Origin of the sequence: Nocardia alni, from assembly GCF_019038435.1 — a bacterium.
Lineage (GTDB): Bacteria > Actinomycetota > Actinomycetes > Mycobacteriales > Mycobacteriaceae > Nocardia > Nocardia alni.
The window spans coordinates 1-23,288 of record NZ_JAGPOX010000009.1; the positions used below are offsets into that span (position 1 = coordinate 1).

General features: G+C 68.3%; 25 protein-coding genes. 13 read left to right on the top strand and 12 right to left on the bottom strand.

Translation table 11 applies throughout. The features are described from left to right. Positions 1-144 (top strand): aldehyde dehydrogenase family protein (locus tag JZ791_RS05590; protein WP_216893181.1); only part of this gene is annotated, 144 nt, incomplete at its 5' end. A gap of 54 nt (positions 145-198) precedes the next feature. Here JZ791_RS05590 and JZ791_RS05595 read toward each other — a convergent pair. From JZ791_RS05595 to JZ791_RS05605, 3 genes are all read right to left on the bottom strand, one after another. Beyond that, the gene (locus tag JZ791_RS05595; RefSeq protein WP_216893084.1) at positions 199-1,107 is read right to left on the bottom strand and encodes an SMP-30/gluconolactonase/LRE family protein; all 909 of its coding nucleotides are present in this window, start codon (positions 1,105-1,107) and stop codon (positions 199-201) included. Between the two features lie 123 nt (positions 1,108-1,230). After that, positions 1,231-1,518, bottom strand: a complete 288-nt coding sequence (locus JZ791_RS05600; RefSeq protein WP_216893085.1) for a hypothetical protein — start codon at positions 1,516-1,518, stop codon at positions 1,231-1,233. Between the two features lie 51 nt (positions 1,519-1,569). Further along, positions 1,570-2,190, bottom strand: a complete 621-nt coding sequence (locus JZ791_RS05605; RefSeq protein WP_254205264.1) for a TetR/AcrR family transcriptional regulator — start codon at positions 2,188-2,190, stop codon at positions 1,570-1,572. A gap of 56 nt (positions 2,191-2,246) precedes the next feature. On the opposite strand from JZ791_RS05605, the gene JZ791_RS05610 reads away from it, so the two are divergent. Continuing rightward, positions 2,247-3,425 carry an oxygenase MpaB family protein gene (locus JZ791_RS05610; protein WP_216893086.1) on the top strand — a complete coding sequence of 393 codons (1,179 nt, stop codon included), beginning with the start codon at positions 2,247-2,249 and terminating at the stop codon, positions 3,423-3,425. Between the two features lie 260 nt (positions 3,426-3,685). Further along, positions 3,686-4,018 carry a hypothetical protein gene (locus JZ791_RS05615; protein WP_216893087.1) on the top strand — a complete coding sequence of 111 codons (333 nt, stop codon included), beginning with the start codon at positions 3,686-3,688 and terminating at the stop codon, positions 4,016-4,018. A 115-nt stretch (positions 4,019-4,133) separates the two neighbouring features. Here the strand turns inward: JZ791_RS05615 and JZ791_RS05620 are convergent, their stop codons facing one another. Then, on the bottom strand, positions 4,134-4,613 hold the full coding sequence (locus JZ791_RS05620; RefSeq protein WP_216893089.1) for a MarR family winged helix-turn-helix transcriptional regulator: 480 nt from the start codon (positions 4,611-4,613) through the stop codon (positions 4,134-4,136). A gap of 87 nt (positions 4,614-4,700) precedes the next feature. Here JZ791_RS05620 and JZ791_RS05625 point away from each other — a divergent pair, with 87 nt between their 5' ends. Both JZ791_RS05625 and JZ791_RS05630 read left to right on the top strand, forming a co-directional pair. Then, positions 4,701-5,072: a DoxX family protein gene (locus JZ791_RS05625; RefSeq protein ID WP_216893090.1), complete on the top strand. Its 372-nt coding sequence runs from the start codon at positions 4,701-4,703 to the stop codon at positions 5,070-5,072. Between the two features lie 276 nt (positions 5,073-5,348). Continuing rightward, positions 5,349-6,077, top strand: a complete 729-nt coding sequence (locus JZ791_RS05630) for a phosphoribosylanthranilate isomerase (protein WP_216893091.1) — start codon at positions 5,349-5,351, stop codon at positions 6,075-6,077. Here JZ791_RS05630 and JZ791_RS46410 read toward each other — a convergent pair. Next, positions 5,986-6,861 (bottom strand): DMT family transporter, encoded by an 876-nt coding sequence (locus JZ791_RS46410; protein WP_216893092.1) that lies wholly within the window; start codon positions 6,859-6,861, stop codon positions 5,986-5,988. The two genes, JZ791_RS05630 and JZ791_RS46410, sit on opposite strands and share 92 nt — an antisense overlap. Then, positions 6,858-8,171 (bottom strand): prenyltransferase/squalene oxidase repeat-containing protein, encoded by a 1,314-nt coding sequence (locus JZ791_RS05640; protein ID WP_216893093.1) that lies wholly within the window; start codon positions 8,169-8,171, stop codon positions 6,858-6,860. Before JZ791_RS05640 ends, JZ791_RS46410 begins: the two co-directional genes overlap by 4 nt. Before the next feature lie 357 nt (positions 8,172-8,528). Here JZ791_RS05640 and JZ791_RS05645 point away from each other — a divergent pair, with 357 nt between their 5' ends. Beyond that, entirely contained in the window at positions 8,529-9,146 is a 618-nt protein-coding gene (locus JZ791_RS05645) for an isochorismatase family protein (protein ID WP_308162789.1), read from the top strand. A 19-nt stretch (positions 9,147-9,165) separates the two neighbouring features. Here JZ791_RS05645 and JZ791_RS05650 read toward each other — a convergent pair whose 3' ends face one another. Both JZ791_RS05650 and JZ791_RS05655 read right to left on the bottom strand, forming a co-directional pair. Further along, a complete protein-coding gene (locus tag JZ791_RS05650) occupies positions 9,166-9,909 on the bottom strand; it encodes a maleate cis-trans isomerase family protein (protein WP_216893094.1) in 744 nt (247 codons plus the stop codon). A gap of 28 nt (positions 9,910-9,937) precedes the next feature. Beyond that, complete coding sequence (locus tag JZ791_RS05655) at positions 9,938-10,504, bottom strand: TetR/AcrR family transcriptional regulator C-terminal ligand-binding domain-containing protein (RefSeq protein ID WP_216893095.1); 567 nt, start codon at positions 10,502-10,504, stop codon at positions 9,938-9,940. A gap of 81 nt (positions 10,505-10,585) precedes the next feature. Here JZ791_RS05655 and JZ791_RS05660 point away from each other — a divergent pair, with 81 nt between their 5' ends. Beyond that, a complete protein-coding gene (locus JZ791_RS05660) occupies positions 10,586-11,479 on the top strand; it encodes a DUF4437 domain-containing protein (RefSeq protein WP_216893096.1) in 894 nt (297 codons plus the stop codon). A gap of 77 nt (positions 11,480-11,556) precedes the next feature. Then, complete coding sequence (locus tag JZ791_RS05665; RefSeq protein WP_216893097.1) at positions 11,557-12,264, top strand: hypothetical protein; 708 nt, start codon at positions 11,557-11,559, stop codon at positions 12,262-12,264. Positions 12,265-12,268: 4 nt separating this feature from the next. Here the strand turns inward: JZ791_RS05665 and JZ791_RS46415 are convergent, their stop codons facing one another. Next, positions 12,269-13,054, bottom strand: a complete 786-nt coding sequence (locus tag JZ791_RS46415; RefSeq protein WP_216893098.1) for an IclR family transcriptional regulator — start codon at positions 13,052-13,054, stop codon at positions 12,269-12,271. 188 nt (positions 13,055-13,242) lie between these two features. Between JZ791_RS46415 and JZ791_RS05675 the strand changes: the two genes are divergently transcribed. The 4 genes from JZ791_RS05675 (at position 13,243) to JZ791_RS05690 (ending at position 18,926) form a co-directional block, all read left to right on the top strand. Further along, a complete protein-coding gene (locus JZ791_RS05675) occupies positions 13,243-14,562 on the top strand; it encodes an acyl-CoA dehydrogenase family protein (protein WP_254205265.1) in 1,320 nt (439 codons plus the stop codon). After that, positions 14,559-15,947: an aldehyde dehydrogenase family protein gene (locus JZ791_RS05680; RefSeq protein ID WP_216893099.1), complete on the top strand. Its 1,389-nt coding sequence runs from the start codon at positions 14,559-14,561 to the stop codon at positions 15,945-15,947. Before JZ791_RS05675 ends, JZ791_RS05680 begins: the two co-directional genes overlap by 4 nt. Then, positions 15,944-17,086: an FAD-dependent oxidoreductase gene (locus tag JZ791_RS05685; RefSeq protein WP_216893100.1), complete on the top strand. Its 1,143-nt coding sequence runs from the start codon at positions 15,944-15,946 to the stop codon at positions 17,084-17,086. Before JZ791_RS05680 ends, JZ791_RS05685 begins: the two co-directional genes overlap by 4 nt. A gap of 406 nt (positions 17,087-17,492) precedes the next feature. Beyond that, positions 17,493-18,926, top strand: a complete 1,434-nt coding sequence (locus tag JZ791_RS05690) for an aldehyde dehydrogenase family protein (RefSeq protein WP_308162790.1) — start codon at positions 17,493-17,495, stop codon at positions 18,924-18,926. Positions 18,927-19,259: 333 nt separating this feature from the next. On the opposite strand, the gene JZ791_RS05695 is transcribed toward JZ791_RS05690, so the two are convergent. The 3 genes from JZ791_RS05695 to JZ791_RS05705 are packed head-to-tail and all read right to left on the bottom strand — an operon-like array spanning position 19,260 to position 21,348. Then, a complete protein-coding gene (locus JZ791_RS05695) occupies positions 19,260-19,673 on the bottom strand; it encodes a neocarzinostatin apoprotein domain-containing protein (RefSeq protein ID WP_216893101.1) in 414 nt (137 codons plus the stop codon). Next, positions 19,670-20,257 (bottom strand): neocarzinostatin apoprotein domain-containing protein, encoded by a 588-nt coding sequence (locus JZ791_RS05700; protein WP_216893102.1) that lies wholly within the window; start codon positions 20,255-20,257, stop codon positions 19,670-19,672. The genes JZ791_RS05695 and JZ791_RS05700 overlap by 4 nt, the downstream gene beginning before the upstream one ends. After that, positions 20,254-21,348, bottom strand: coding sequence for a hypothetical protein (locus JZ791_RS05705; RefSeq protein WP_216893103.1), 1,095 nt, complete (start codon positions 21,346-21,348; stop codon positions 20,254-20,256). Before JZ791_RS05705 ends, JZ791_RS05700 begins: the two co-directional genes overlap by 4 nt. 329 nt (positions 21,349-21,677) lie before the next feature. Between JZ791_RS05705 and JZ791_RS05710 the strand changes: the two genes are divergently transcribed. Further along, positions 21,678-23,285, top strand: coding sequence for a nitrilase-related carbon-nitrogen hydrolase (locus tag JZ791_RS05710; RefSeq protein ID WP_216893104.1), 1,608 nt, complete (start codon positions 21,678-21,680; stop codon positions 23,283-23,285). The last annotated feature ends 3 nt before the right edge of the window (positions 23,286-23,288 follow it).

Genomic DNA, 23,288 nt, shown 5'->3' on the forward strand with positions numbered 1-23,288 from the left:
GGCACAGTCTGGGTCAACGGCTGGGGTGTCCCCGACCCAGCCCTCCCCTGGGGCGGCCGCGCCGGCAGCGGCACAGGCCGCGAACTCGGCCGCACCGGAATCGAAGCTGACACCGAAGAAAAAACGGTCCACATCGGCCTCTAGAACGATTCCAGGCCACTTCGGACCTGCGGCTCCTGATACTGGAGTATCGCGACGTTATTGTTCGACTCGTGCCCGGAGCAGGTCGCCGCTCTCGGTGCCGAGAATCAAGGTCCCGGGGTGGTGCGGGTCTATGGCGACAGACGTCATCGGCTCGCCCGACAGCAAGGTGCAGACCTGCCCGGTGGCCGGATCTACCTGTACCAGGCGGCCGGTTCCCGTGGCGAGGTACAGGACACCGTCCGGGCCGACGGTCATGTCGTCGGGTAGTGGTGGGACGCCTCCTGAGCCGAGATCGGCGACGACCCGGGGGCGTGCCGGTGTGGCGATCGGGATTCGCAGGATGCGGCCGGTGGGGCTGAATATCTGTGTGGCGTAGACGGAGTCGCCGGTGATGGCCAGTCCGTCGAGGCCGGGAATGCGCGCTTGGGCGCTCCACTGGGTGTCGACCGAGCCGTCGGGCCGGATTCGGACGACGCCGGTCGAGGTGTCGGCCACGTAGAGGTTGCCTGCCGAGTCGAATGAGAGACCGTTGGCCATGCCCAGGCCGGATACGACAACGTGTGGTCCGGATGTCGGGCGATCGGGATCGAAACGGACGACGCCGCCGCCGTGGGAGCCGGGCGGCAGGTTGGTCGTGGAATCACCGAAATCGGCGTACACGAGGTTGTCGCGGGCCGCACGTACGGCGCCGGGGGAGTCGACCGCGACGCTCGCGGTGACGTGTCCGTTCTCGTCCACGCGCTCGACTACATTGCGTGAAAGCCGCGAAACCCACAGTGCACCATGCCGATCGGTGCCGACATTCTCCGACCAGTCCAGACCGGGCGTCGTCGCGGCCGAGAGCGTACTCACCGTGGCATGCGGGCAGGACGGCTGGGCCCCGGCGGACATCGCCGGCATCGTCAACGTGGTTGCCGCCGCAACCACCGCTGTCACCGCACCGGCGATGCTCCGAATCTCCACCACGCGTCTCCTCGTCCATGGTCGTGAGCCACCACGATCGCAGATCGTGTGCGTCACGGGAAGTACACATAGGCCGCACCCCTATGCGTGGAATCGGCGGCATGCGTGCTGGGTAGCCACGTGCTACCGGGCAGCCGGGTCGAACAGTGCCAACTGCCCCTGGTGCTCCCGGCCGGCGCCCAGGCTGCGCAGGCATCGGGCGCACGTGACTGCCGCGCGGGTGGGTTCCAGCGCCGACGGGGACCATCCGGCGACTCCTGTGTGGCACACCAGCTCTGGTGCGTACTCGTCGCCGATCCATTGGCCCAGGTGTACGGCGTGCACGGTGCGCCCTCGGCGTACCAGGGCGTGGACGCCCGGATCCCCGAATCGTGCGCGCGCGACCGCGGCGAACGGCGCGATATCGGTCATATGACCAACGATACGAGCGACCACCGACAGGTTTCGGTGTCGTCGCGGATATCAGTTCGCCGTCAGCGCGGCCGCGAGCATCTTGGCCGTCACCGCCACCATCCTGTCGCGATCCGAGCCGGGGGGTCGTTGCAACGCGATCCGCAGGCACGCACTCGATGTGACGCCCATCGTGAGGAACACCAGATCGTCCAGTTCGTTCTGCGACAGGTCCGGCCGGGCCCGGCGCGGTATGGCGCTACCGAGCGGCAGCAGACTGCGTTCCACCTCCTGCACCGTCATGCGGTTGAGGTACGGCGGTATATCGAAAGATGAGGGTCCGGCTCCGGCCGCGAGGATCCGGGCGTGTTTCTCGCAGGCGGCGGTCAGCGCCTCGACGACGATCAGCGCCGCGGATTCGACATCGTGGCGCATCGCCCGGCCGACCGCCTCGACGAGTTCGTAGGAGATCTCCCGCGCTGCCTCGTCGGCCAGTTCGGCGAGGATGGCCGAACGATCGGGGAAATACCGATATACAGTGCCGATACTGACGTGCGCGGCATCGGCGATCGCCTGCGTGGTCACCCACTCGACACCATGTTTGGACAGCAGCTTCCCGGCGCTGTCGAGCAGGCGGCGTCGCATCTCCACGGCCCGCCGCTGCTGCGGGCGGGAGCGGCCCCGAGGCGGCATCCGGCGTCTCCCAAAAGTGAATAGAAGATGAGGAATTCTCATGTTTGCATAGTGGTGTGACAGAAGCAATCCCGAGGGTGCCCAACGCCTATGCCGCGATCCGCCGATACGGCGAGCGCGGTCGCTTATGGCTCGAGGGGATCACGCACGCGGACCCGCCCGCCGACGCGGTCGTGGCGGACTTCGCCGGACTGCGGCCGGGACACGGCATGGGAATGCTGCGGCACGCGCTGGAGCACGGCATCGACACGGTCGCCGATGCCCCGGCCTCGCTGCGGGCGCTGTTCGCCGCGGTCGACGCCGAACCGCTCTGGCTGGAGCACGCCCGCCTGGATCGCGCCGCGGGCCACCTGACGCGCCACACCTCCTCCTTCGCGATCGTGCTCGGGGCCGCGTCGCTGACCTCGGGAGCGATGAATTCGACCGCGGGCCTGCCGCTGGTGCTGACCGGCCGCTACACGACTCAGGCCGCGGTCCGATCATTGGAGGTCGGCTCCTGGCTCGAGGCGATCCTCACGCCCGGGGGGCTGTCCCGCGACGGCGCCGGATTCGCACAGACGTTGCGGGTGCGCATAATTCACGCGTTCGTGCGCAGACACCTACTGACCGAGGGCAATTGGGACTCCGGCGCGGTGGGCGCGCCGATTCCGCAGAGCTTCATGGCCTTCACCCTCGCCGAGTTCGGCCATATCGCGCTGGCGGCCATGCACAAGCTCGGAGTGCGGTACACCCCAGGCGAACTCGATGACATCTACCATCTGTGGCGCTATGTCGGGCATCTGAGCGGCGTCGGCCCCGAACTGAATCCGGCCGACGAGGCCGACCACATTCGCATCGAGGAGCTCTACACACTCACCGCGACCGAGCCGAGCGCCGACGACCGAATCTTCGTCCGCGCGCTGACCCACGATTACCTCGCTCGCGAAGTGGCGCACCTGATCCCGTGGGGCGGCCGGGCCAAGCAGCGCCTCGCGGTCGACGTCGTGAACGGCCTGACCCGGGCGTTCATCGGCGACGGCCCGGCGACCATGCTGGCCGTCCCCGACACCCGGCTGAAGTACGCGCCCACGGTGCTGGGTCCGTTCCTGGGCGGCGTCAACCGCACCCTCGCCGCGATCCCGGGCGTCAACCAGCTGCGCACCAGACGCGCCTTCGCCCAGCGCGCCGCCCTCATGAACGAGCAGCGACAGCGTTACGGTGTCACCCACGACATGGTCGACACCGCTCCGCACTAGGAGTGCAGGACCGCATGTCCAGTGCCCTTCCGCGGCGGCAGGCCACCGCATGTTGACATCGGATGCTGTTGACATCATGTGATGTCGATAATAATCTTGATGGAGTTATAGCACGACCAGGGCGAATTCGCCGTTGTGCCTGGTTCTTTCGGGCAAATAGGGCGTTTCGAGGAGTATGCATGCGGTGCGGGCAGGCGGCACGAACAGTGGTGCCGAATATCCTTCATCCGGGCACGGCGCCGGGCTATGGCAGGTGAATCGTGGCGACCCTACGGCCACTGATGCTGGGCTACCTGTGCGACGAGTTGGTGGATGACCCCTTGCGGTGGGAGGCGCTGCTCGCCGAGGTGGCAGCCGTCGAGGGCTTCGACCTGGGCGAGGTCTTCCACGAGCAGAAAATGGATTCGGGCCTGCTGCCTCCGCAGTTCCTCGCGCTGATCGATGCACTGCGCCGGGCCGACGCCCACGTCGTTGCGATACCGGCGGGCCATCTCAACGGTCACCGTGTACCGGAGGCCTCCCTCGTGGGCCGCCTGAGGGTCGGCGCCGACACCCGCATCCACGAGGTGTGCATCAGCCAGCTCACACGCTGAAACCCTCTCTCGCAGCGGACTCCGCCGGTCGAGTCGGCTGGTCATCGACGCCACGGCATGCATCGGTCAGCAGGCATCGCCTTGATTCGCAGCGGATTTCGTCATGTGTGACGGTTCATCGCGACCGATCGCCGTCCGTAGTGGTCTGGGCCAGTAGGGAGCCCAGCGCCTCGCGCTGGCTGGGGCCCAAGGTGCGGGTGACGGCCTCGCTGACGGCCTGGGCGAGGGCGGGGGAGTTCTCGGCGAGCAGGCGGCGGGCCTTGTCGGTGAGGGTGAGGGCGATGCCGCGTTTGTCGCCGCGGACGGAACTGCGGGTGACCAGGCCGAAGTGGTGCAGGCAGCTGACCTGGTAGGTCATCCGGGTCTTCGGGCGGCCGAGCAGTTCGGCGATCCGGGTCATGCGCAGCGTGTGGCCGGGCTGGTCGGCCAGCAGGCACAGGATCAGGAAATCGTCGTGGGAGACCCCGAATGCCAGTTTGACGTGGGTGCGTAGCTGCTGTTCGACAGCGCCGGCGGCGGCCAGTATGCGCATCCAGGTTCGTACTTCGGCGGGCAGGAGTTCGCTGTCGCCGGACGGTTCGGATTGATCTGCCACGTCACCAAGAATAGCAATGGTCCAAATTTGGATGACCTGCTAGCGTGACAGCAATGTCCAAATTTGGACCATATCCGAGGAGTTCTCGTGAACGTGCTGTTGTGGGTCGTGCAGGCCCTGCTCGCGGCCACCTTGATAGCGGTCGGCGCCTTGAAGATCCTGCGGCCCAAGGACAAGCTCGCGGCCACCTTCGGCTGGGTCGAGCAGTTCTCCGTACCGGCCGTGAAAACCATCGGTGTCCTGGACGCGCTGGCAGGTCTCGGCCTGATTCTGCCCGCCGCCGTGAATATCGCGCCGATCCTCGTCCCCATCGCCGCCCTGGGCGGCCTGGCCCTGGTCATCGGTGGTTCGATCGTTCACCTTCGCCGCTCCGAAACCTCGCTCGCGGCAATGAATGTCATCTACCTCCTACTACTGGCCTTGGTCGCGTGGGGCCGATTCGGTCCGTACCACTTCTGACCGTGCGTTGATCAGCGCCGGTGCACCATTCGCATGCAGTGCGAGTCCGGCGCCCAGCTGACTCTGGCTGTGCTTTGTCTGTGCGTGTTACCGTCAGCGGAAGGGGATCCATCGCTTGGGGGAGGGCATCAGCGCCGCCGATGTAGCCGTGTGCCGCTGCCGTCGATGTCGGTGGGCTGCCGACGGCCTCCGATCCCGCTGACGCCGTGTCCGGCATCTCTCGTCGCCCGACGACCGCGCCGGACATGGTACCGAGTAGGCATTATGGTGTGCCGGATGATCACTGTCCGAGCGAAGATCTGCGGGATCAGGAGCGAGTCCGATCTGCGGGCCGCGCTGGCCGCCGACGCCGATGCGGTCGGCTTCATTTCGGGTGTCACCCACTTCAGCGAGGACGTCGTGGACGCGGCGCATGCCCGGCGACTGTCGCGCCTGGTCCCGGCGACTGTCGATCGTGTTCTGGTCACTCATCTCACCTCCGCCGCGCAGATCCTCGACCTGGCCGACCGTATCAGCGTGGACTGCATCCAGCTGCACGGTTTGATCACGCTGGAGACCGTGCGCGCGGTCAAGGACAGAGCGGACGGGCGGCGGGTCATCCGCGCGGTGCATGTGACGGGGCCGGAGGCGATCGGGGCGGCGGTCGCGGTGGCTCCGGATTGCGATGGGATCGTGCTGGATTCGCGGTCGGCCAACCGGCTCGGCGGCACCGGGCGCACTCATGACTGGACGATCAGCGCCCGGATCGTGGACAAACTCGCCGGCCTCGGGTTTCCGGTGATGCTCGCCGGCGGGCTGAACCCGCACAATGTCGCGGCGGCGATCGAGGCGGTGCGGCCGTCCTGGGTCGACGTCAACTCCGGCCTCGACGATCCCCACGGCGACAAGGATCCGCTGGCCTGCGCCGAATTCGTCAGGGCGGCGCATCACGCCCCGAGGCCGACCACTGTTCCAGACCGACCGCCCCGAGTACGAGAGCGCCTGCCCCGACCGTCGCCACGGTGAGCCGGGTACCTGTGCACAGCGCCCCCACCAGCGCGGCCACGACCGCCTCGTTGAGCCCGATGATGCTCGCCGTCGTCGCGTCCAGCCGCCGCAGAGCCCGCCAGTAGAGCGCGAATCCGGGACCCAGCAACAGCGCACCGACGGCGAGCAGTTCGGCCGCCGAGCGCGGTGTCGGCGGGTCGATCGCGAGCAGCGGGGTGCCCGCGATCGCGGCCAGCAGGATCTGCAGACCCGCGGAGGTGACGGTCGAGCGCGCCTCCGCCTCCCGGGCGATCAGGCTGACCAGTATGGCCACGCAGGCCGCACTGGCCAGTGCGAGAAGACAGCCCGCAGCGACCTCGCCCACCGCCAGACTTGCGGGATGATGTGTGGTGACCAGCCACATCGCCGCACCGACCAGCAGCAGTTCGATCGCGACCGGCACGGTGGGCGGCCGCCGGCCGCGCACCAGGCCGATGCTGATGAGCAGCACCGGTGCGGCCAGGTGCAGCGGTACCACCACCGGCAACGGGCCGATCCGCAACGCGGTGACGTACAGGACCAGATTGGCTGTCTCCAAGCCGCCGAGTCGCAGGTAGAGAGCCGGGTGCGCGACGAACGCGCGCCACGGATTCTCCCCGCGCAACCGGGCCACGATCAGCAATGTCGCCGCGCCACCGAACGCGACCAGGCACGAGGTCGTCGGCGCGGCCAGCACGGCGAGCAGCGCACTGGAACCGCCCCACAGGACGGTGACGGCCACCATCAGGGCGAGTGAGACCAGCCGGGTGGGCACGGTCGTCACACCAGCAGAAAGGCGATCACGGGAAGGACCACCGCGGTCAATGCCGCGAACATCGCGGCGGCCACGCGGCGTTTGGGCAGGCGGGGAAAGCGGGTCGCGATCGCGCCGTAGACGCCCAGCGCGAACAGCAGCGTCCCCCACACCACCAGCCCGCGGCTCACGATATGGCCCAACTGCGAGGTGCACAGCAGGGCCAGCGCGAAGATGGTCGCCCCGGCGGCGGAGCTCACCGGCAGCAGCGTCGCCGCGGCGGTCGAGTTCATGACCAATCGGTGCCCGCGGACCGAGACCAGGACCTGGGCGTCCGTGGGATGGGCGCCGTCGGCACGGCAGATCTCGTCGTACACCTTCGCCGGATTCACCCGTTCGTTGATCGCGGGCTGCACTTGCAGCAGGGCTTCGAGCGCCTGGGTGGTGGCATACGAGGTGACCGGGCCCTCCGCCGAGATCCGGAATCCGCCGCGGTAGATGCCCAGCGCGTCCACCTCCTGCATATCCAGCAGTTCGACCATGGCCGCGCGCACCGCGGGATCGAAGACCGAACGACTGTCGGCGGCGACCACCGCCCCGATGGCCAGGTGCAGGGTGAGGTGACGCCAGGTATCGACGAAGTTGTCCCGGCGGAACAGTTCGGTCTCGATGTCGTGCTCGTCGCGGCGCAGACCCGCCAGCAGCCGCTCGGCGGCCAGGGCGCAGGCGCGCTCGGCCCGTTTGTCGCCGATGGCGGCGATCTCCGGCCGGGACAGGACCGTCGCGACATGCGCGGCCGCGTACATGGGCAGCGACCGTGGTTCCTGATAGACGGCCGAGACGAGGTAGGCGATCCCGCGGGCGATGGCCCGGTCCCGTTCGGCGCCGGAGGAATCGCCGCCGATCAGTGCCTGCACCGCCCCCGCGGTCGCGGTAATCGACACCGGCCCCAGATAACCCGACATCCGCCACCCGCCGGACTCCGAATCCTGTTGGTCCAGTATAGATCGCACGCCGGCAACCAAACTCTCGTCGGTTTCGGCCACTCCCAGACAACGCAGTGCACGTACACGCCACGATACGTCGATGGGTGTGCGGAAATACCATTCGTCACCGGATGGCCGCTCTACCATGACGGCCCGTACCAATGTGGTAACCCGTGCGGCGCTGGGTATTTCGCAGCCTGCCCGGTGCAGTGCGCACACGACCTCGGCGGTGTTCTGCGGGTTCGGCGGCACGTCGGGTATCCAACCCCAGCCCGCGCCGCCGCCCACGTGCGGCAACTGGCTGCTCAGCAGCCAGGCGACCGCCATGTGAATGCGCTCATCGATGCTCGACACTGCCCCTCCGCCTTTGGAATACGCCACCGCGCGATAGTGATACTGAGGGTGCTGGAAACTCCACGCTACTCTCGTTGCATGCCAACCGGAGCCGACCGGGTGATCGCGAATCAGCTTGATCACGAGCGGGTTTGGTGTACATGTCACAAACGGTACGGTCTCGAGCGAAAGCCGATATTCGCCAGTTCGCGATGAGGCAGGTATTACGCGATCGAGTCCGGGCCGATCGCTCGATGTGACCATCGAGCGGAATCGACTCGATCTCGGCTCGGACCGATATCCCTGCGGCGCATTCACATCCGCAGGCGTCGCGGGGCATACTCTGTCCTGGCCCGTCGACGATGCGGAGGAACGCACGTGAAGGATCTCGACGAGGATGCCCGCAGCGCGGGTTTCGCGACCCCGCTGGGCGCGGGAACGAGCCCAGCTGTCCTGGTCATCGACATCTGCGCCGCCTATCTCGATGACGCCTCACCGTTGCGCGCCCCGGTGGAGGAGGCGGTGCGTGCGGCGATCCAGGTGGTGAATCGTGCTCGGGCGAACGGATATCCGGTCATCTTCACGCGTGTGAGCTACCGGCCGGGGACCTCGGACGGTGGGCTGTTCCGCCGTAAGGTCCCCTCGCTGGCGGTATTCGAGGAGGGTAATCCGCTGGCCCGTTTCCTGGACGAGCCGGCGCCGCGCCCGGGAGAGGCGGTGGTCACCAAGCAGTACGCCAGCGCGTTCCACGGCACCGCGCTGGCGGCGGATCTGACCGCCGCGGGCATCGATACGGTGGTGATCACCGGCCTCACGACCAGCGGCTGTGTGCGAGCCAGCGCCACCGACGCCCTGCAGCACGGGTTCCGTCCGATCGTCGTGGCCGACGCGTGTGGTGACCGCGACCCTCGCCTGCAACAGGCGAATCTCTACGATCTCAACGCCAAGTACGCCGACGTGGTGACGCTGGAGGCCGCGTTGCGACTGCTGAGCTGACGCATCGGCACCGGGTGCGTCAACACTCCCGCAGCAACCGGCCCGCGCCCTCGATGCGATCGTCGAAACCGTGCTGTCGCAACGCATACCAGAGTGTTGCGGCATTGATCGCGATCACGGGTTTGCCCTGCCGCGCCTCCAACTCCTCGGCGAGCGCGACGAAGGACAGGTTGGTGCCCACCTGAACGATCGCCTCCACCTCGGGACCGTCGAGCTCCTCCACCAGATCTCGCAGGCGCTGCTCGGGCACGCGGGCGATATCCATCGCGGTCGGACAGCGCAATCCGGTGATCGCGGCGACTTCGAAGCCCGCCTCGGTGAAGAATCGGCCGACCTCCTTGTCCGCGATCGGCTGATACGGCGAGAACACCGCGATCCGACGACACTCGAGCGCGTGCAGCGCGGCTCGGCACGAACTGGCTCCGGTGGTGACGGGCAGGCCCGTACGCTCGCGCAGCCGCCGCTCGAAGGCCGCGTTTCCCGCCACGCCGCCCCAGAACGTCTCCGCCGACATGCCCATTACCATCCGATCCGGCTCGGCGGTGAGCACATCGCGCACGGCGGTGTCGATCGAGGCGCGGATCTGCCCGAGCAGGGCCTGGAAGTCCGCGTCGTCGCCCATCACCGGATTCGAGATGTACATCGATCCCGCGCGGTAGCTGACTCCGGGCACACCGGCGGTCCAATAATCATGTTCCACAACAGTGTTCGTACTGGGTACGATGACGCCGAAGACGGCGCGTGGGCCGACGGAATTGGTCATGATCGTTTCCTCGAGACGTCGGGGAAGGTTATCCGGAGCGAGAGGTGGTGTGGGCCAGCACATTAGATAGCGCGCGATGCGCTCGTTCCCGGTCGACGGGCCGGTCCAGCAGCAGCACGTCCACCAGCAACGGCGCCGCCAGGTCGGTCGCCACCTCCGCGGCGTCCTCGCGTTCCAGGCCGACCGCGTGCAAGGCTCGGCGAAACGGCTCGAGCAGGTCCAGCACATAGCGCCGCCGTAGTTCGGCACACGACGGGTCCGTCGTCGAGGCTGTCACCAGGGCACGCAAGAACGCGGCAACGGGCTTGTCCCGCAAGCGATCGCACAGCAGGTCGAGCTCGGCGTGCAGGTCGCCCGCCAGGTCGCCGGTGGGCCGCGCCGGCGGGTGTGGTGCGACAGCGATGAGCGCGGCCAGAAAGTCCCGCGGCATGGGCCAGTGCCGGTAGATGGTGGTCCGGGCCACGCCTGTGACGGTATGCAGCCGCTGCGGCGTCAGCGCCACCGCGCCCTCGGTGAGCAGTAGTTCGAGCGCGGCCGTCAGCACCACCGCCTCGGTATCGCTGGCGGGTCCCGTGGGGCGTCCGGGCCTGGTCACGGAAATTTACGATACACCTTGTTGCGGTTACTGATAACCAGTACAGTTTGTATCGAATTCTTGCTCACCTCGGGAGATCTCATGCGTCCACACGTAGAGCTCATCGACGATCGGGATCTGATCACCCACATCGCCGAGTTCCAGCACGCCACCGGCGCCGCCGAGCAGCGCAATCTCAGTTATGACGAGGAGAACGGATCTGCCTCTCTCCGAGTCGCTTTCACTTCCGAGTGGTCCCGGCCCGGCGGGGTGCACGTCGCCGATACCGAATGGTTCGTGCTGTCCGGACAGGTGCGGATCGGCGACACCGTACTGGGCTCCGAGGGTTACTGGACGGCCCCGGCGGGCGTGTGGACCCCGTCGGTCTCCGTCGCGGCCGGGACCGAGATCCTGCTGTTCCGCGAGGGCGGCGACTGGCATTTCGATCGCGCCGACGCCGATCGGGATTTCGTGCGACCGGACCAGCGGCTGATCACGCTCGACTCCGCGACCATGCCGTGGATCGATGTGAAAGACGGCAGCCCCATGCGTTTCGACCTCGGCGGAACACCGGTGCCGGGCCTGTACATCAAACTGTTGCATCGCGACGAGAAGACAGGTTTCTACACCCGGCTCATCAAGGCGAAGCCGGGCTGGCGCGAGGTGCCGCTGGCCCATCACCCGTGCTCGGAGGAGGCGTACTGCCTCGACGGCGGATTCGAGTACAACTTCGGCCGGATGTGGCCCGGCACCTACTTCTGGCGACCGGCCTTCATCCGGCACGGCGACTTCACCGCCGATGCGGAGCACGGCTGCACCTGGATCATCCGTTCGGATGCGGACCTGGTGGACTGGTACACCACCGAGGCGAGGGTCGTGATGAGCGGTACGGCCACCAATTGGGGCGAGAACTATCCCGGCACGCTGCCGCCGCGGTTGATCGAGCCGGTCCGCTCGCGTTCCATCGGCGCCTGGGGCGATCCCGCCAATCAGTGAAATACCCACCTGCGCGGCATGATCGGAGCCTCGCGGGTCATGTCGGCCGATCGTTTCGCAGCAGAACGGAGAGGGCGATGGGAGCGCATACGCACGGCTGGTGGATCCTGCTGCACCTGGTGCTGTTCGTCTTCTGGCTGGGCGGTGACCTGGGCGTGTTCTACTCCAGCCGGTTCGTGATCAATCCCGAACTCACCCCGATGGCCCGTTCGGCCGCCCTGGCCATCATGAGCGGACTGGATCTCGGGCCGAGAATCTGCCTGGTGCTGTTCCTGCCCAGTGGCCTCACCCTGATGGCGTTGGATCCGCACGGCGCGTCGCTGTTCGGAATCGCGCTGTTCCCTTGGTGGTTCGTGGCGTCGGTGTGGGTGTTCGCGCTGATCTGGCTGGCTCTGACCGTCACCGAACACCGCACGCACGGCCGCCTCGCCGCGGTGCATCGCGGCGACCTCGCCATCCGCATCGTGGTCGTGGCGGGCATGGCCGCCGGGGGCCTCTACACGCTGTTCGCGCACGCGCCGTTCGGCGTCACCACCAACCCGAAGTGGCTGGGCGGCAAGATCATTCTCTACTGCGTCGCGATCGCGGCCGGTCTAGGCATCCGTATCACGCTGCGTCCCTTCGGAGCCGCCTTCGCCGCCCTGCTCACGAGCGGTTCGACACCGGAGGTGGAGCGCACCTTGCGCCGCAGCATCGATGGGTGCCTGCCGTACGTGTGGGCGATCTGGGGCAGTGTCCTGGGGGCGGCGGCGCTGGGCGTACTGAAGCCCGGCGCACACCTGTGAAGTATCAACCGCCGTAACCCAATTGGGCGGATATCGCACCGACCGCCTTCTCCAGCAGCGGCAGACAGTCCCGCATGTGCGGTTCGAATCGCGGCAACGGACCGGATACGCTGATCGCCGCGACCACGCCGCCGTCGTGATCCAGCACCGGCGCCGCGATGGACGCCGTGCCGATCTGCCGCTCTCCCAACGACATCGCATAACCGCGCCCGCGGATCTCCTCCAGCTCGGCACGTAGCTTGCGCGGGGTGGTGAAGGTGGCGTCGGTGAACGGAGTCAGCTCCTGCTGATCGAGGTACTCGTCGATCTCCTCCGGCCGCAGGAAGGCCAGGATCACCTTGGAGGGACTGCCCGCGTGCAGCGGATACGGCACGCCCAGGGCGACCTCCATTCGCAGTTCCTGATCCGGGACGACCTGGTCGATGTACATGCGGGTGTTGCCGCGCCGAATGGACAGCGTGGCGGTCTCCCCGGTCTGGGTTGCCAGGCGGCGCAATTCAGGGGCGGCCATCACCCGCAGATCGGTGCGTGCCAGGTAGGCCCGGCCCAGCGCGATGGCCGCGTGGCCGAGTGCGTAACGCCGGGTGGTCGGTTCGAGGGCGATCAGGTCGCGATTGCGCAGCGCCGTGAGGATCCGGTGCACCGCGGCCTTGGTCAGCCCCAGTTCGTTGGCGATCTCGGTGACCCCGAGATCCGCCCGGCCGGAACGGCCGAACAACAACAATACGTCCATGGCCCGCTCGACCGCGGCGATGGACCGACTCTGGCTCTCGCCCTCGGTATCCGTCACGGTTCCAGCTTAGGACAGTGATTTCCCGATGCGAAACGGCAGCCCGGGGGCCCTCCTGAGCAGCGGCGTACGCGGATTTCCGGTTGCACCCGGGCATCCAGGAAGTTACCGTGGTCGTGACAATGTTTCCTCTATCGAAACGTAGATCGGGTGGGTTGAACCGCACCCACTGCGAAGGGGGTCGCCCGATGATCGGTGAACAACTCGTCGAAGACATGTCCGGCGAGGAACGCGAACGAGCTCAACGGGTCGACGCGATACTCCCGGCATTGCGCGAGGCCGCCGAGGAGGCCGACCGAACCGCCACATTCCCGGTCTCGCATGTGCGCCTGCTGCGCGAGGCGGGGTTGCTGGGCCTGGTGGTCCCGCAGGAGTTCGGCGGTCTGGGCGGTACACTCCGCGATCTTGCGGCGGCTACCTTCGCGATGGGAACCGCCTGTCCGTCAACGGCACTGGCGTATTTCTTCCACAACACCAGCGCCTCGCGCGGCCTGCTGCCGCTCGACGCGATCGCGGCCGGCCTGTTCGACGACGACGATGTCCCGGTGGTGCGCGCCTTCGCCGAGAAGGTGCTGACCCGCATGGCCGAGGGCGTGTGGCTGGCCAACTTCGCCTCCGAATCGGTCAAGACCGCCGCCGCCAACATCACCATCGCCACCACGGCGAGCAAGGTCGAGGGTGGCTGGATCCTGAAGGGCGAGAAGTCTTTCGGCTGCGCGACCGGCGTGGCGGACTACTATCTCACCTCCGCCAAGCTGGCCGGATACGATACGGCCGAGGGGCTGGCGACGTTCTTCGTACCGCGCGAGGCCCCCGGCGTGCACACCCGCGCTGCGTGGGACGGGCTGGGCATGCGGGCGACCGCCAACAACGGCATCCGTCTCGACGACGTCTTCGTCCCCGACGACGAGGCGCTGACGGTCCCGGGCGCCTTCACCACGATGCTCACCAGGAGCCGCGGCAGTTTCGTGGGCAACCAGCTGGCCATCGCCGCAGTCTACACCGGCTGCGCCCAGCAGGTTTACGACGATACCCTCGCCGCCACCACCCGGAAGACGTTCGCCGACACCGGCGAACCGATCGCCTCCTCGCCCGTGCACCAGGTGCTCATCGGCGAGATGACCAGGCAGTTGCGTGCCGCCTACCTGTGGCTGCGGTATCAGCTGGAGATCGAGACCTGTGAACCGCCGATCAAGCCCAAGCAGGATGTCTTCACCCAGTGGCGGCTCGGCAAGGGCGCGGTCACCGAGGCGTGCTTCCAGGTGGCGCTGGGCGCGCTCAAGGCGGGCGGCACGTCGGCGGCCTCGATGAGCGGGCCGGCCGGGCGGGCGCTGCGTGATCTGGCCATGGGCCTGGTGATGACCTTCCCGGCCGAGCGCGGCATGCTCGAGGTCGCCCGGATCGTCACCGATGCCGAGGCCAACCAGCTGTTCACCACCGCGCCGAACGGCGCGACCGCGAATGCGCTGCCGCACAACGCCGCCGAAGCATCCGGAGCCGGGCGGTGAGCGAGGATCTGCCGCCCGTCACCGATCTGGTGGACGACCGGTGGAGTACCCCGGCGGTGGATCTCGGCCTGGCACTGGAGGATCCGGCCACGGGCGCCGAACTCACGCGGGCTCGCGCCACCGCGCCGGGACGGATCGACCGGGCGCTCACGGTGGCCGAGCGGGCGCGCGGTGCGATCACACCCGAGATGCTCGACGATATCGCCGCGACGCTGACACCGCTGCTGCCCTCGATCGCCGAACTCGATTCCCGCGCAACAGGTGTACCGATCCGGCAGACCGAGCTGCTGGGCGCGATCGTGACGGGATCGTTCCGCCTGGCCGCCGAGCAAGTGCGCGCGGGCAGCCTGCGTGCCGACCACGACGGCGTGCGAGTGGAACGGCTGCCGCTCGGCCCGGCGCTGTGCCTGGTGCCGTGGAACGCGCCGGCTCCGATGGCCGCGCACAAGGTGGCCAACGCGCTGGCCGCGGGATGTCCGGTGATCCTCAAGGTGAGCGAGCTGGCGCCCTACAGTGCCGGACCGCTGGGCCGGGCGATCGCCGAACATGTTCCGCCCGGCATGTTCCAGCTGGTGCACGGCGGTCCCGAGACCGGGATGAGGCTGACCGCCGACCCGCGTGTACAGGCCGTCTCGTTCACCGGTGGTCTGGTCGGCGGACGGTCGGTGGCCGCGGCATCCGCCGCGCTGTTGCGCCCCACGCAACTCGAACTCGGCGGCAACAACCCCCTGCTGGTGTTGCCCGACGCCGATCCGGACACAGCCGCCCGGATGGCGGCCGAACTGCTAACCACCCTCAACGGTCAGTGGTGCCGCGCGCTGGGCCGGCTGGTGCTACCGGTCCGGCACGCCGCCGGAATTCTCGAGGCCATCGGAAAACGCCTGGCGGCCTTGCGGTTCGGCGCACCGCTGGATCGCGCGACCGAATTCGGCCCGCTGGTGCACTCCCGGCACGTGCGCGTCGTGCGCGCGGCCGTCGACGCACACCGGCACACCAGTTTCGGCCGGCCGCCGCCCACCGGGAACTTCGTCGCGCCCACCCTGCTCGACGGGGATCTGGCCGAGGAGGTGTTCGGCCCGGTCGCCGGGGTCGTCACCTACGACTCGGTCCCGGAGGCGGTGCGGCTGATCAATGCCCTGCCATATGGGCTGGAGGGCTACGTCTGCGGTACCGACGAGGAGTTCGCCCTCGGCGTGGCGCGGCAGATCCGCGCCGGTGAGGTGAAGGTGAACGGGTCGTCGATCATGAGCCTGCACCTCATGACACCCCGCCCGGCGTGGGGGGGGTCGGGGCTGGGGGAGGAGGGCGCCGCGGAAACGCTGCGGTTCTTCACCGGGGCCCGCGTGGTCGGCGTCGAGGGCCGCTTCGCCCTGCACACCTCGTGAGCGTCGTCGTGGTGGTCGGCGCCGGACCGGTCGGCCTCACCGCCGCGCTCGCGCTGGCCCGGCGCGGGATCGAGGTGACCGTGCTGGAACGGGGCACGGCCCTGGCCGCCGAATCGCGCGCGTCCACCTTCCACCCGCCGACACTCGAGATGCTGGAAACGCTCGGCGTGCTGAAACCGTTGCTGGACAGGGGGATCGTGGCCTCCACCTTCCAGTACCGGGATCGCGGCGGTGATGAGATCGCCACCCTGGACCTGGGCGTACTGGCCGCCGACACAAGGTATCCGTTCCGGGTGCAGTGTGAGCAGAGCAAGCTCACCCCGATTCTGCTCGACGCACTTCCCGGTACGGCCCGGGTGCGCTTCGGACACGAGGTGCACGGGGTGTCGATGGATGGCGACGGCGTCGTCGTGCACACCGCACGCGGACCGGTGATCGGGGACTGGGTGATCGGTGCGGACGGTGCGCATTCGGCGGTCCGGCACGCGCTGAACGCCCGATTCGACGGCAGCACCTATCCGGAACGCTTCCTGGTGGCATCGGTCGACGAGGATCTGGCCGCGGCCCTGCCCGGTCTCGCACCGATCAACTACGTGTTCGATCCGGCCGAATGGCTCGTGTTGCTGCGAACCCCGGAACATTGGCGGGTACTGCTGCCTACCCCCGCTGATACGCCCGAAGACGCCGAATTGGCCAGGCTGCCACAGCGGTTGACCGCGGTCGCCGATCTGGGCCGACCATGGCGGCTCCTGCACAGCTCTCTCTACACAGTCCACCAGCGGGTCGCGGACCGTTTCCGGATCGGCCGGGCACTTCTCGCCGGTGATGCGGCACACGTGAACAACCCCCTCGGCGGCATGGGTATGAACAGCGGCATCCATGACGCTGTAGGCCTGGCCGAGGCACTGGCCGCCGTGTTCGACGGCGGACCCGAGACAGTGCTGGACGCCGCGGCCGATCGCCGCCGCACCGTGGCAGTGGAGCACGTGCAACGCACCAGCCACGCCAACTGGGAACGACTGCGCGGCCACGATAACGACTTCCGCGAGCACCTGCGCACCCTGGCCGCCGATCCGGCCGCTGCGCGCGCCTATCTGCGTCGCGCCTGTCTGATCGATTCCCTGGAGCCACAACCGTGACCGGGGCGGACCTGGGCCCGCGAGACCCGGCACGCCCCAGGGGTGCGATCACCGCGCAGCACCCACTGGACAGGTCACGTTGACACCTGCGCCCGCGGCCTCGAACCGTTCGACGTTCGCCTTCCCCGATCCCGACGGCACCGCCGGTCACGATGATGACCCTCCGATACCACCGGCCATTGCGGCTGCCGACGGTCATCCGGGCGGGCTTCACCGGGCTCGAATGCAACACCCGCCCGACAGCGGACTTCTTGTCTACCAGCAGCTGTGTGACATCGCCCGGCCGCTGCGCGCTGTCGGTCAGCCTCGGACCGCGCTCCTGTGGGAACTGCTGCACATCGGCCTCCCGTAGGCCCGAAGCCCGGGTGACCGCCCGCCGCCGCGACGATCCGGTAAGGATATTGCTGTGACCGATACATATATCGTTCGGGAGAATCCGGCGCGCCCTGCAGAGATCGTCGGGTCGGTCGTGGTAGCCGGTCCGGATGTGGTGGATGACGTTGTGCGCCAGGCGTATCAGGGTTCCATCGCATGGTCGGATCGACCGATGCCGGAGCGAGTGGCGGTGCTGGCACAGGCCGCCGACCAGCTCGACGCGCGACGTACGGAGCTGTCGGTTCTGCTGGCACGGGAAACAGGTAAACCGGTCGCCGACTGCCGCGGGGAGATCGGTTTCGCCGCACAGTATCTGCGGTGGGTGCACGATACCGCCCCTCGGGTGCTCGCGGCCTCGACGCTGGACGACGCGCAAGGACGACTGCGCTGTACCCCGCGGCCGTTCGGGGTGATAGCCGCGATCACACCGTGGAACGCGCCGATCATCCTGGCGATGGTCAAACTCGGACCGGCGCTCGCCGCGGGAAATAGCGTGGTGCTCAAGCCTTCTCCGCTGGCGCCCTTGGCGGTGACGGAGGTGGCGGGCCTGCTGCCTGGGGTGTGGGTCTTACACGGTGGACCCGAGACCGTGCGGGCGCTGGTCGCTCATCCACTGGTCGGCAAGGTCGCCTTCACCGGCGGTGAGCAGGCGGGGCGCAGTATCGCCGCAGCGGCGGGACGGGCATTGAAACCGGTCCTGTTGGAGCTCGGCGGCAACGATCCCGCGATCTTCCTGGACGATTTCGCGCTCGGCCCCGACGATTACGAACGCCTGGTCCTCGCGTCGTTCGCGACATCGGGGCAGGTATGCATGGCCGCCAAGCGGCTGTACGTGCCCGAGGCCCGGCGCGAGGAGTTCATCGAGTCCTATCTGGCAGCCGCACAACGGATTCTCGTCGTCGGCGATCCACTCGACGAGCATGTCACGATGGGCCCGGTGGTGAGCCGTGCGGCGGCAGACAGACTCACCGGCCTGGTCGCCGACGCCCGCGCACGCGGCGGCCGGATCCTGCCCTTGGCCCGAGTGCCGCAGGATACCGGCGGATATTTCGTCACGCCGGCCCTGGCGCTCGACCTGCCCGACGACGCACCCCTGGTGTGCCGGGAGCAGTTCGGGCCGATCGTCCCGCTGTCGACCTACACCACCGAGGACGAGGTGCTGGACCGGGCCAATAACTCGGACCAGGGACTGGGCGCTTCGGTATGGTCCGCCGACGAGGATCGCGCCTTCCGTATCGCCGCCCGCGTACAGGCCGGTTTCACCTTCGTGAACACCCACAACCGCACGGGCATGTCGCTGCGAGCACCGTTCGGCGGCACCAAGAACAGCGGTTTCGGACGCGAATTCGGAGAGGAGGGCCTACACGAATACGTGCAGACCACCGTCGTCCATGCCCCGGCCGCATTTCGCACGGGCGGCACCGGAATGTCGGCCGGCGCGTATCCCGGAGCCGACGGGAGTTGACCGCACCGCCCGATCACCGGGCGCATTGTGCGGTCGGCCAAGCGACCCGTGACCCGGTATATCTGCGGGCATTCTCGGTCGATCGAGTCGATATCGCTGTAGCACAACACTTTCTGGACCCGTGCGACGCGCATCCGGTTCGGCCGAACCGCAGCGGTGCCGCCGAACAAGGTCCTGCCCAATCTGCGGTGCGGCACGTTCAAACGACTACGAGCCGTCCTATCTGCTGGATCGCAGCGGACACGTCGGCACGGTGGCGGTGGGATCGGCGGTCGGTTCATTCGATATCGCTGTGGCACAACACTTCGTGGGCCTGCGCGTTACGTATCAGGTTCAGCCGAACGACAGCGGTGTCGCGGACAGTATGTGTGCCGGGTCGGTCAGGCTGGTCACGCCGATGATGCAGGTTCCCGGTGCGGCCGCGCAGTTGGTTCCACCGATCGAACCGACGAGCGCGATCGCCGATCCGCGGTTGGGTTGCCAGATGCCGCGACCGTCCGCGTGGCCCAGGAGCGATCCGCTCAGGTTGCAGTCGTTCGGGCCTGCCACCTTCGCCAGGCACTGGCCCACCGCGACCTGGGCCAGGTTGGCCGGTAGGCCACTGAGCGCGACGCTGATGGTCTGACCGGCGTGCAGGCCGGTCGTCTGGCTCACCGACACGGTGGCTGCCGCGGCCGACGGCGCCGCGCCGAGGACTGCCGCCGCCACCGTGATGGGTAGGGCGAAGCGTAGTGCGATTGTTCTCATGGGTTCCTCCTGGGTTTTCGCCGGCGGTCGACGAGGGTGACGGCGGTGACGATGAGTAGCAGGGCGGCGGTGATGCTCCACAATGTGGTGGACGGGCCTCGGGTGTCGGTGTTCGACTGTTGCGCCGTGGCGGACGGGGCGACGGCTGTCGAGGGCAGTTGTGAGCCCGCGAAACCGATGGCGATCTGTGCCGAGTTCGCCGTCAGCAGCGCGGGCGGTTCGGTGCCCGGTAGTGGCGCGGCCGCGATGACGCACTGCTGGCGCAGACAGTCGATGTCCTGGAAATGTGAACGCGCGGTGAGGGTTACGGTGGGAAAGGTGCCGTCATCGGAGATATTGACGAAGCTCGCGCCGCCGTCGAGGTCACAGTCGTGCAGCCCGTTGGTGTAGCCCTTCTTGCACAACCCCACCGCCACGGCCGCGAGGCCGGGCCGGAATTCGCTGCCGTTGACGGTGATTCGCTGTCCTTCGGCGAGGTCGGTGACCGCGCTCACCCGCAGAGTCGCCGCGGGTGCGGCGGAGGCTGTGGGTGCGAGCACGATCGCGGCGGCGAGGGCCGATAACAGGGCGGCGGAACGGATCACGGGGTGCCTCCTTCGAGGGCCGCGGCATCGATTGCCGATACCGCCGTGAGGCGTCCCGGCAGCAGCGCGGCGAGCGCCGTGGGGATGGCCAGGATGGTCAGGGCGTTCCCGGCGCCGATGAGCTGCCCTGGCACGGATACCAGTACGAGCCCGATCCCTCCGCCCGCGACAACCGCCAGTAGGGTCGCCGTCGCCGCCCGGATATCGTGCGGTACAACGAGGTCGAGACCGCGCAGAGCGCGCGCCGCGGCGGCCAGGACGACGGCGATGCCGATCGCCGAGGTGACCGGCCCCGGCGCGGTGGCGACGAGAATAGAGCCTCCCGACGCCAGAACGAGCAGTGGTGCAATGGATTCGGCGCGCGGACCCGGTATCGCGACGGCCACCACGGCGAGTACGGCGGCAGGCAGCAGGAGCAGCGCCTGGTCGCGGTCGAGCACATTCCAGCGGAACAGCAGCAGGTGCAGGGCAGGCAGCACGGCCCCGCCCGCGACGAATCCCACCGCGACATACACCGGCGGATATCGCCACGGCATCCGGGGCCCCCGCATCGGGCCGGATTCCCACTGTGTAGCAGGTGGTTTCGCGATCACGACCAGACCGAGCAGTAGCACCGCGGCGCCCGCGCCCGCGAGGCCCGCACCGGGCGTACTCGCGCATGCCGCCGCCGACGCCGCGGCCGAGGCCACCCCGGCCGCCGAGGCCACCTGCCAACCGGTCAGCGCGGGCGGCTCCCGCCAGGCCGATATGCGACCGCGGACCAGGACCGGACCGGTGGATGCCCCGGCGCACAGCACGGCTGCCGTGAAAACCCACTTCTGGTCGACCGTACCGGCGATCACCATCGATACCCCGGCCAGTACGGCACAGACGCCGATCCCGCGTAGGCCCACCCGCCATCGCGACTCGAAAACCGCTGTCGCACAACCGAGAAGCACTGCCGCCGCCCCGATGTATCCGACCACGTCGCCCGGCACGCCCAGCACACCGCCGAGCGGCGCCCTGAGCAGCGCCACCTGCCCGCCGACCAGGGGCCCGGCCACCGCTCCGGCCAGAATCAGCCCCGCCGCACCGGTCCGGCCGCCGGCCATCTCAGCGCACCGCCTCGGGGTGATGCGGTGGCCGCGGCCACATGGCGGCGCGGTGACCGCGCGGCAGGGTGGTGGTCATCTCCACACTCCTACACTTGTTTCTCAGACGGAAACGAGGTTTCGGATTGGCCATATTGAAACCCGCGCTACCGGCGAGTGTCAAGGCGGCGGCGCATATCCCCACTGCACCCCAACACAATTCAGTTACCTGGGATTACCGCGGCGTGAAATCCGATCTCCCCCCTGGACAGATCGGCGACCCGGGGTACAGAATCAGCTGTATTGGATACACGGTTTCGGTGTAGGAAACATACGAAAGGGCGTGGCGTATGGCCCGAGTCGCCGCCGCACAGCTCGCCGCCGGGACCGACGTCGCGGTGAATCTCGCCGCGTGCCGGCGAATGATCGACAGCGCCGCCGACGCGGAGGCCGACCTCGTCGTACTGCCCGAATTCTGTAATCACCTATCCTGGTACGCCGACCGCGACCATGCGCGGCGTATGGCGTGCTCACTCGGTGATTCGTTCCTGTCCGCCATCGCCGGCCGAGCCGCCCGGCGCCGCATCCACGTAAAGATCGGTGTCACCCTGGCGCGGCCGGACGGCCGGACTACCGGCACGGGGTTGCTCTTCGGCCCCGACGGTACGCTGCTTGGCCAGTCGGACAAGCAGATTCTGATGGGCGCGGAGAACGATCATCTGGACCCGGGGGAGCGGGATTCGCCCGTCATCGACACCGCGCTCGGGCGCATCGGGATGTACGCCTGCATGGAGGGCGTGATCAACGAGGTGACGCGATCGCTGGCCGTGCGCGGAGCACAGCTGCTGCTCAACAGCCTCAACTCCTTCGCCACCGACGAAGCGAGCCTGCACATCCCGGTGCGGGCCGCCGAGAACAAGGTGTGGGTGGTCGCCGCCAACAAGGTCGGACCGCTGTTACCGGCCGATCAGCTGCCCGCCATCGCGGCCCGGCTCGGGGTGCCCGAGGATCGTCTCTACGGGGCAGGCGAGAGCCAGATCGTCGCCCCCGACGGAACTCCCGTCGCGATCGCCCCCGAATCCGGCGAGGCGCTGATCGTCGCCGATATAGATATCGCGCGCGCCGACGACAAACGCCGTCCCGACGGGACCGATGTGATCGCGGCCCGCCGCCCGGAGCTCTACGCGCCACTGCGCCACGCACCCCGTGGTCGCCGAGCGCGTCCCGGCGAGCAGGCCCGCATCGCCGCGGTCACGCAACCACGGGCCGAATGCGTTGCGGAACTGGCCTCCTGCGGTGCGGACCTGATCGTCCTTCCCGAACTCGCGTCTATACCGGTGCGGGAAATCACTGCCGCCCTGGGTGATTCGACGGCTCACGCGGTGACCACCGTGCGCGACGGCAATGCCCACCACGGGCTGCTGATTTCCCGCGACGGCATCGTGGCCCGCCAGCCGCAACTGCATCCCACCGCACGGCATCCCTGGCTGACCGAACCCGGCAGTCGTCTCGAGATCGTCGAACTACCGTGGGGCCGAGTCGCTCTGGTCGTCGGCGACGACGCGCTGTTCCCGGAGACGTTCCGGCTGGCCGTGGTCCAGGACGCCGATGTGGCCGCGGTCTGCTGCACCCCCGTCGAGGACTGGGAACTGCGCCTCGGTCTGGCGGAACGGTCGGCGGAGAACCGGCTGAACGTGGTGGCCGCGGGGTCCACCGCGGACGGCAGGCTCGCCGGCGGGATCTATGCGCTCAGCCCAGATTTCACGCTGTGGACCGCCTGGAACGGGCCGTTCACCGGGGTGATCAGCCATCCCGAGGTGACACCCGTCGCCCCCGGCGAGGCCACGGTGCGAGCGCTGATCCGTCCGGCGCAGGCCGCCAACCGCTGTGTCTCGAGGGGAACCGACCTCGTCGACGGCCGCCCGCGCCCCGCACTCGACGCCATGACGGTGTCCTGACCC

Excerpts from the sequence above, each read along its gene's own strand:
- JZ791_RS05600 (WP_216893085.1), bottom strand. The coding sequence starts at position 1,518 with ATGACCGATATCGCGCCGTTCGCCGCGGTCGCGCGCGCACGATTCGGG.
- JZ791_RS05605 (WP_254205264.1), bottom strand. The coding sequence starts at position 2,190 with ATGCCGCCTCGGGGCCGCTCCCGCCCGCAGCAGCGGCGGGCCGTGGAG.
- JZ791_RS05630 (WP_216893091.1), top strand. The coding sequence starts at position 5,349 with ATGATCACTGTCCGAGCGAAGATCTGCGGGATCAGGAGCGAGTCCGAT.
- JZ791_RS05650 (WP_216893094.1), bottom strand. The coding sequence starts at position 9,909 with ATGACCAATTCCGTCGGCCCACGCGCCGTCTTCGGCGTCATCGTACCC.
- JZ791_RS05660 (WP_216893096.1), top strand. The coding sequence starts at position 10,586 with ATGCGTCCACACGTAGAGCTCATCGACGATCGGGATCTGATCACCCAC.
- JZ791_RS05665 (WP_216893097.1), top strand. The coding sequence starts at position 11,557 with ATGGGAGCGCATACGCACGGCTGGTGGATCCTGCTGCACCTGGTGCTG.
- JZ791_RS05675 (WP_254205265.1), top strand. The coding sequence starts at position 13,243 with ATGATCGGTGAACAACTCGTCGAAGACATGTCCGGCGAGGAACGCGAA.
- JZ791_RS05695 (WP_216893101.1), bottom strand. The coding sequence starts at position 19,673 with ATGAGAACAATCGCACTACGCTTCGCCCTACCCATCACGGTGGCGGCG.
- JZ791_RS05705 (WP_216893103.1), bottom strand. The coding sequence starts at position 21,348 with ATGGCCGGCGGCCGGACCGGTGCGGCGGGGCTGATTCTGGCCGGAGCG.
- JZ791_RS05710 (WP_216893104.1), top strand. The coding sequence starts at position 21,678 with ATGGCCCGAGTCGCCGCCGCACAGCTCGCCGCCGGGACCGACGTCGCG.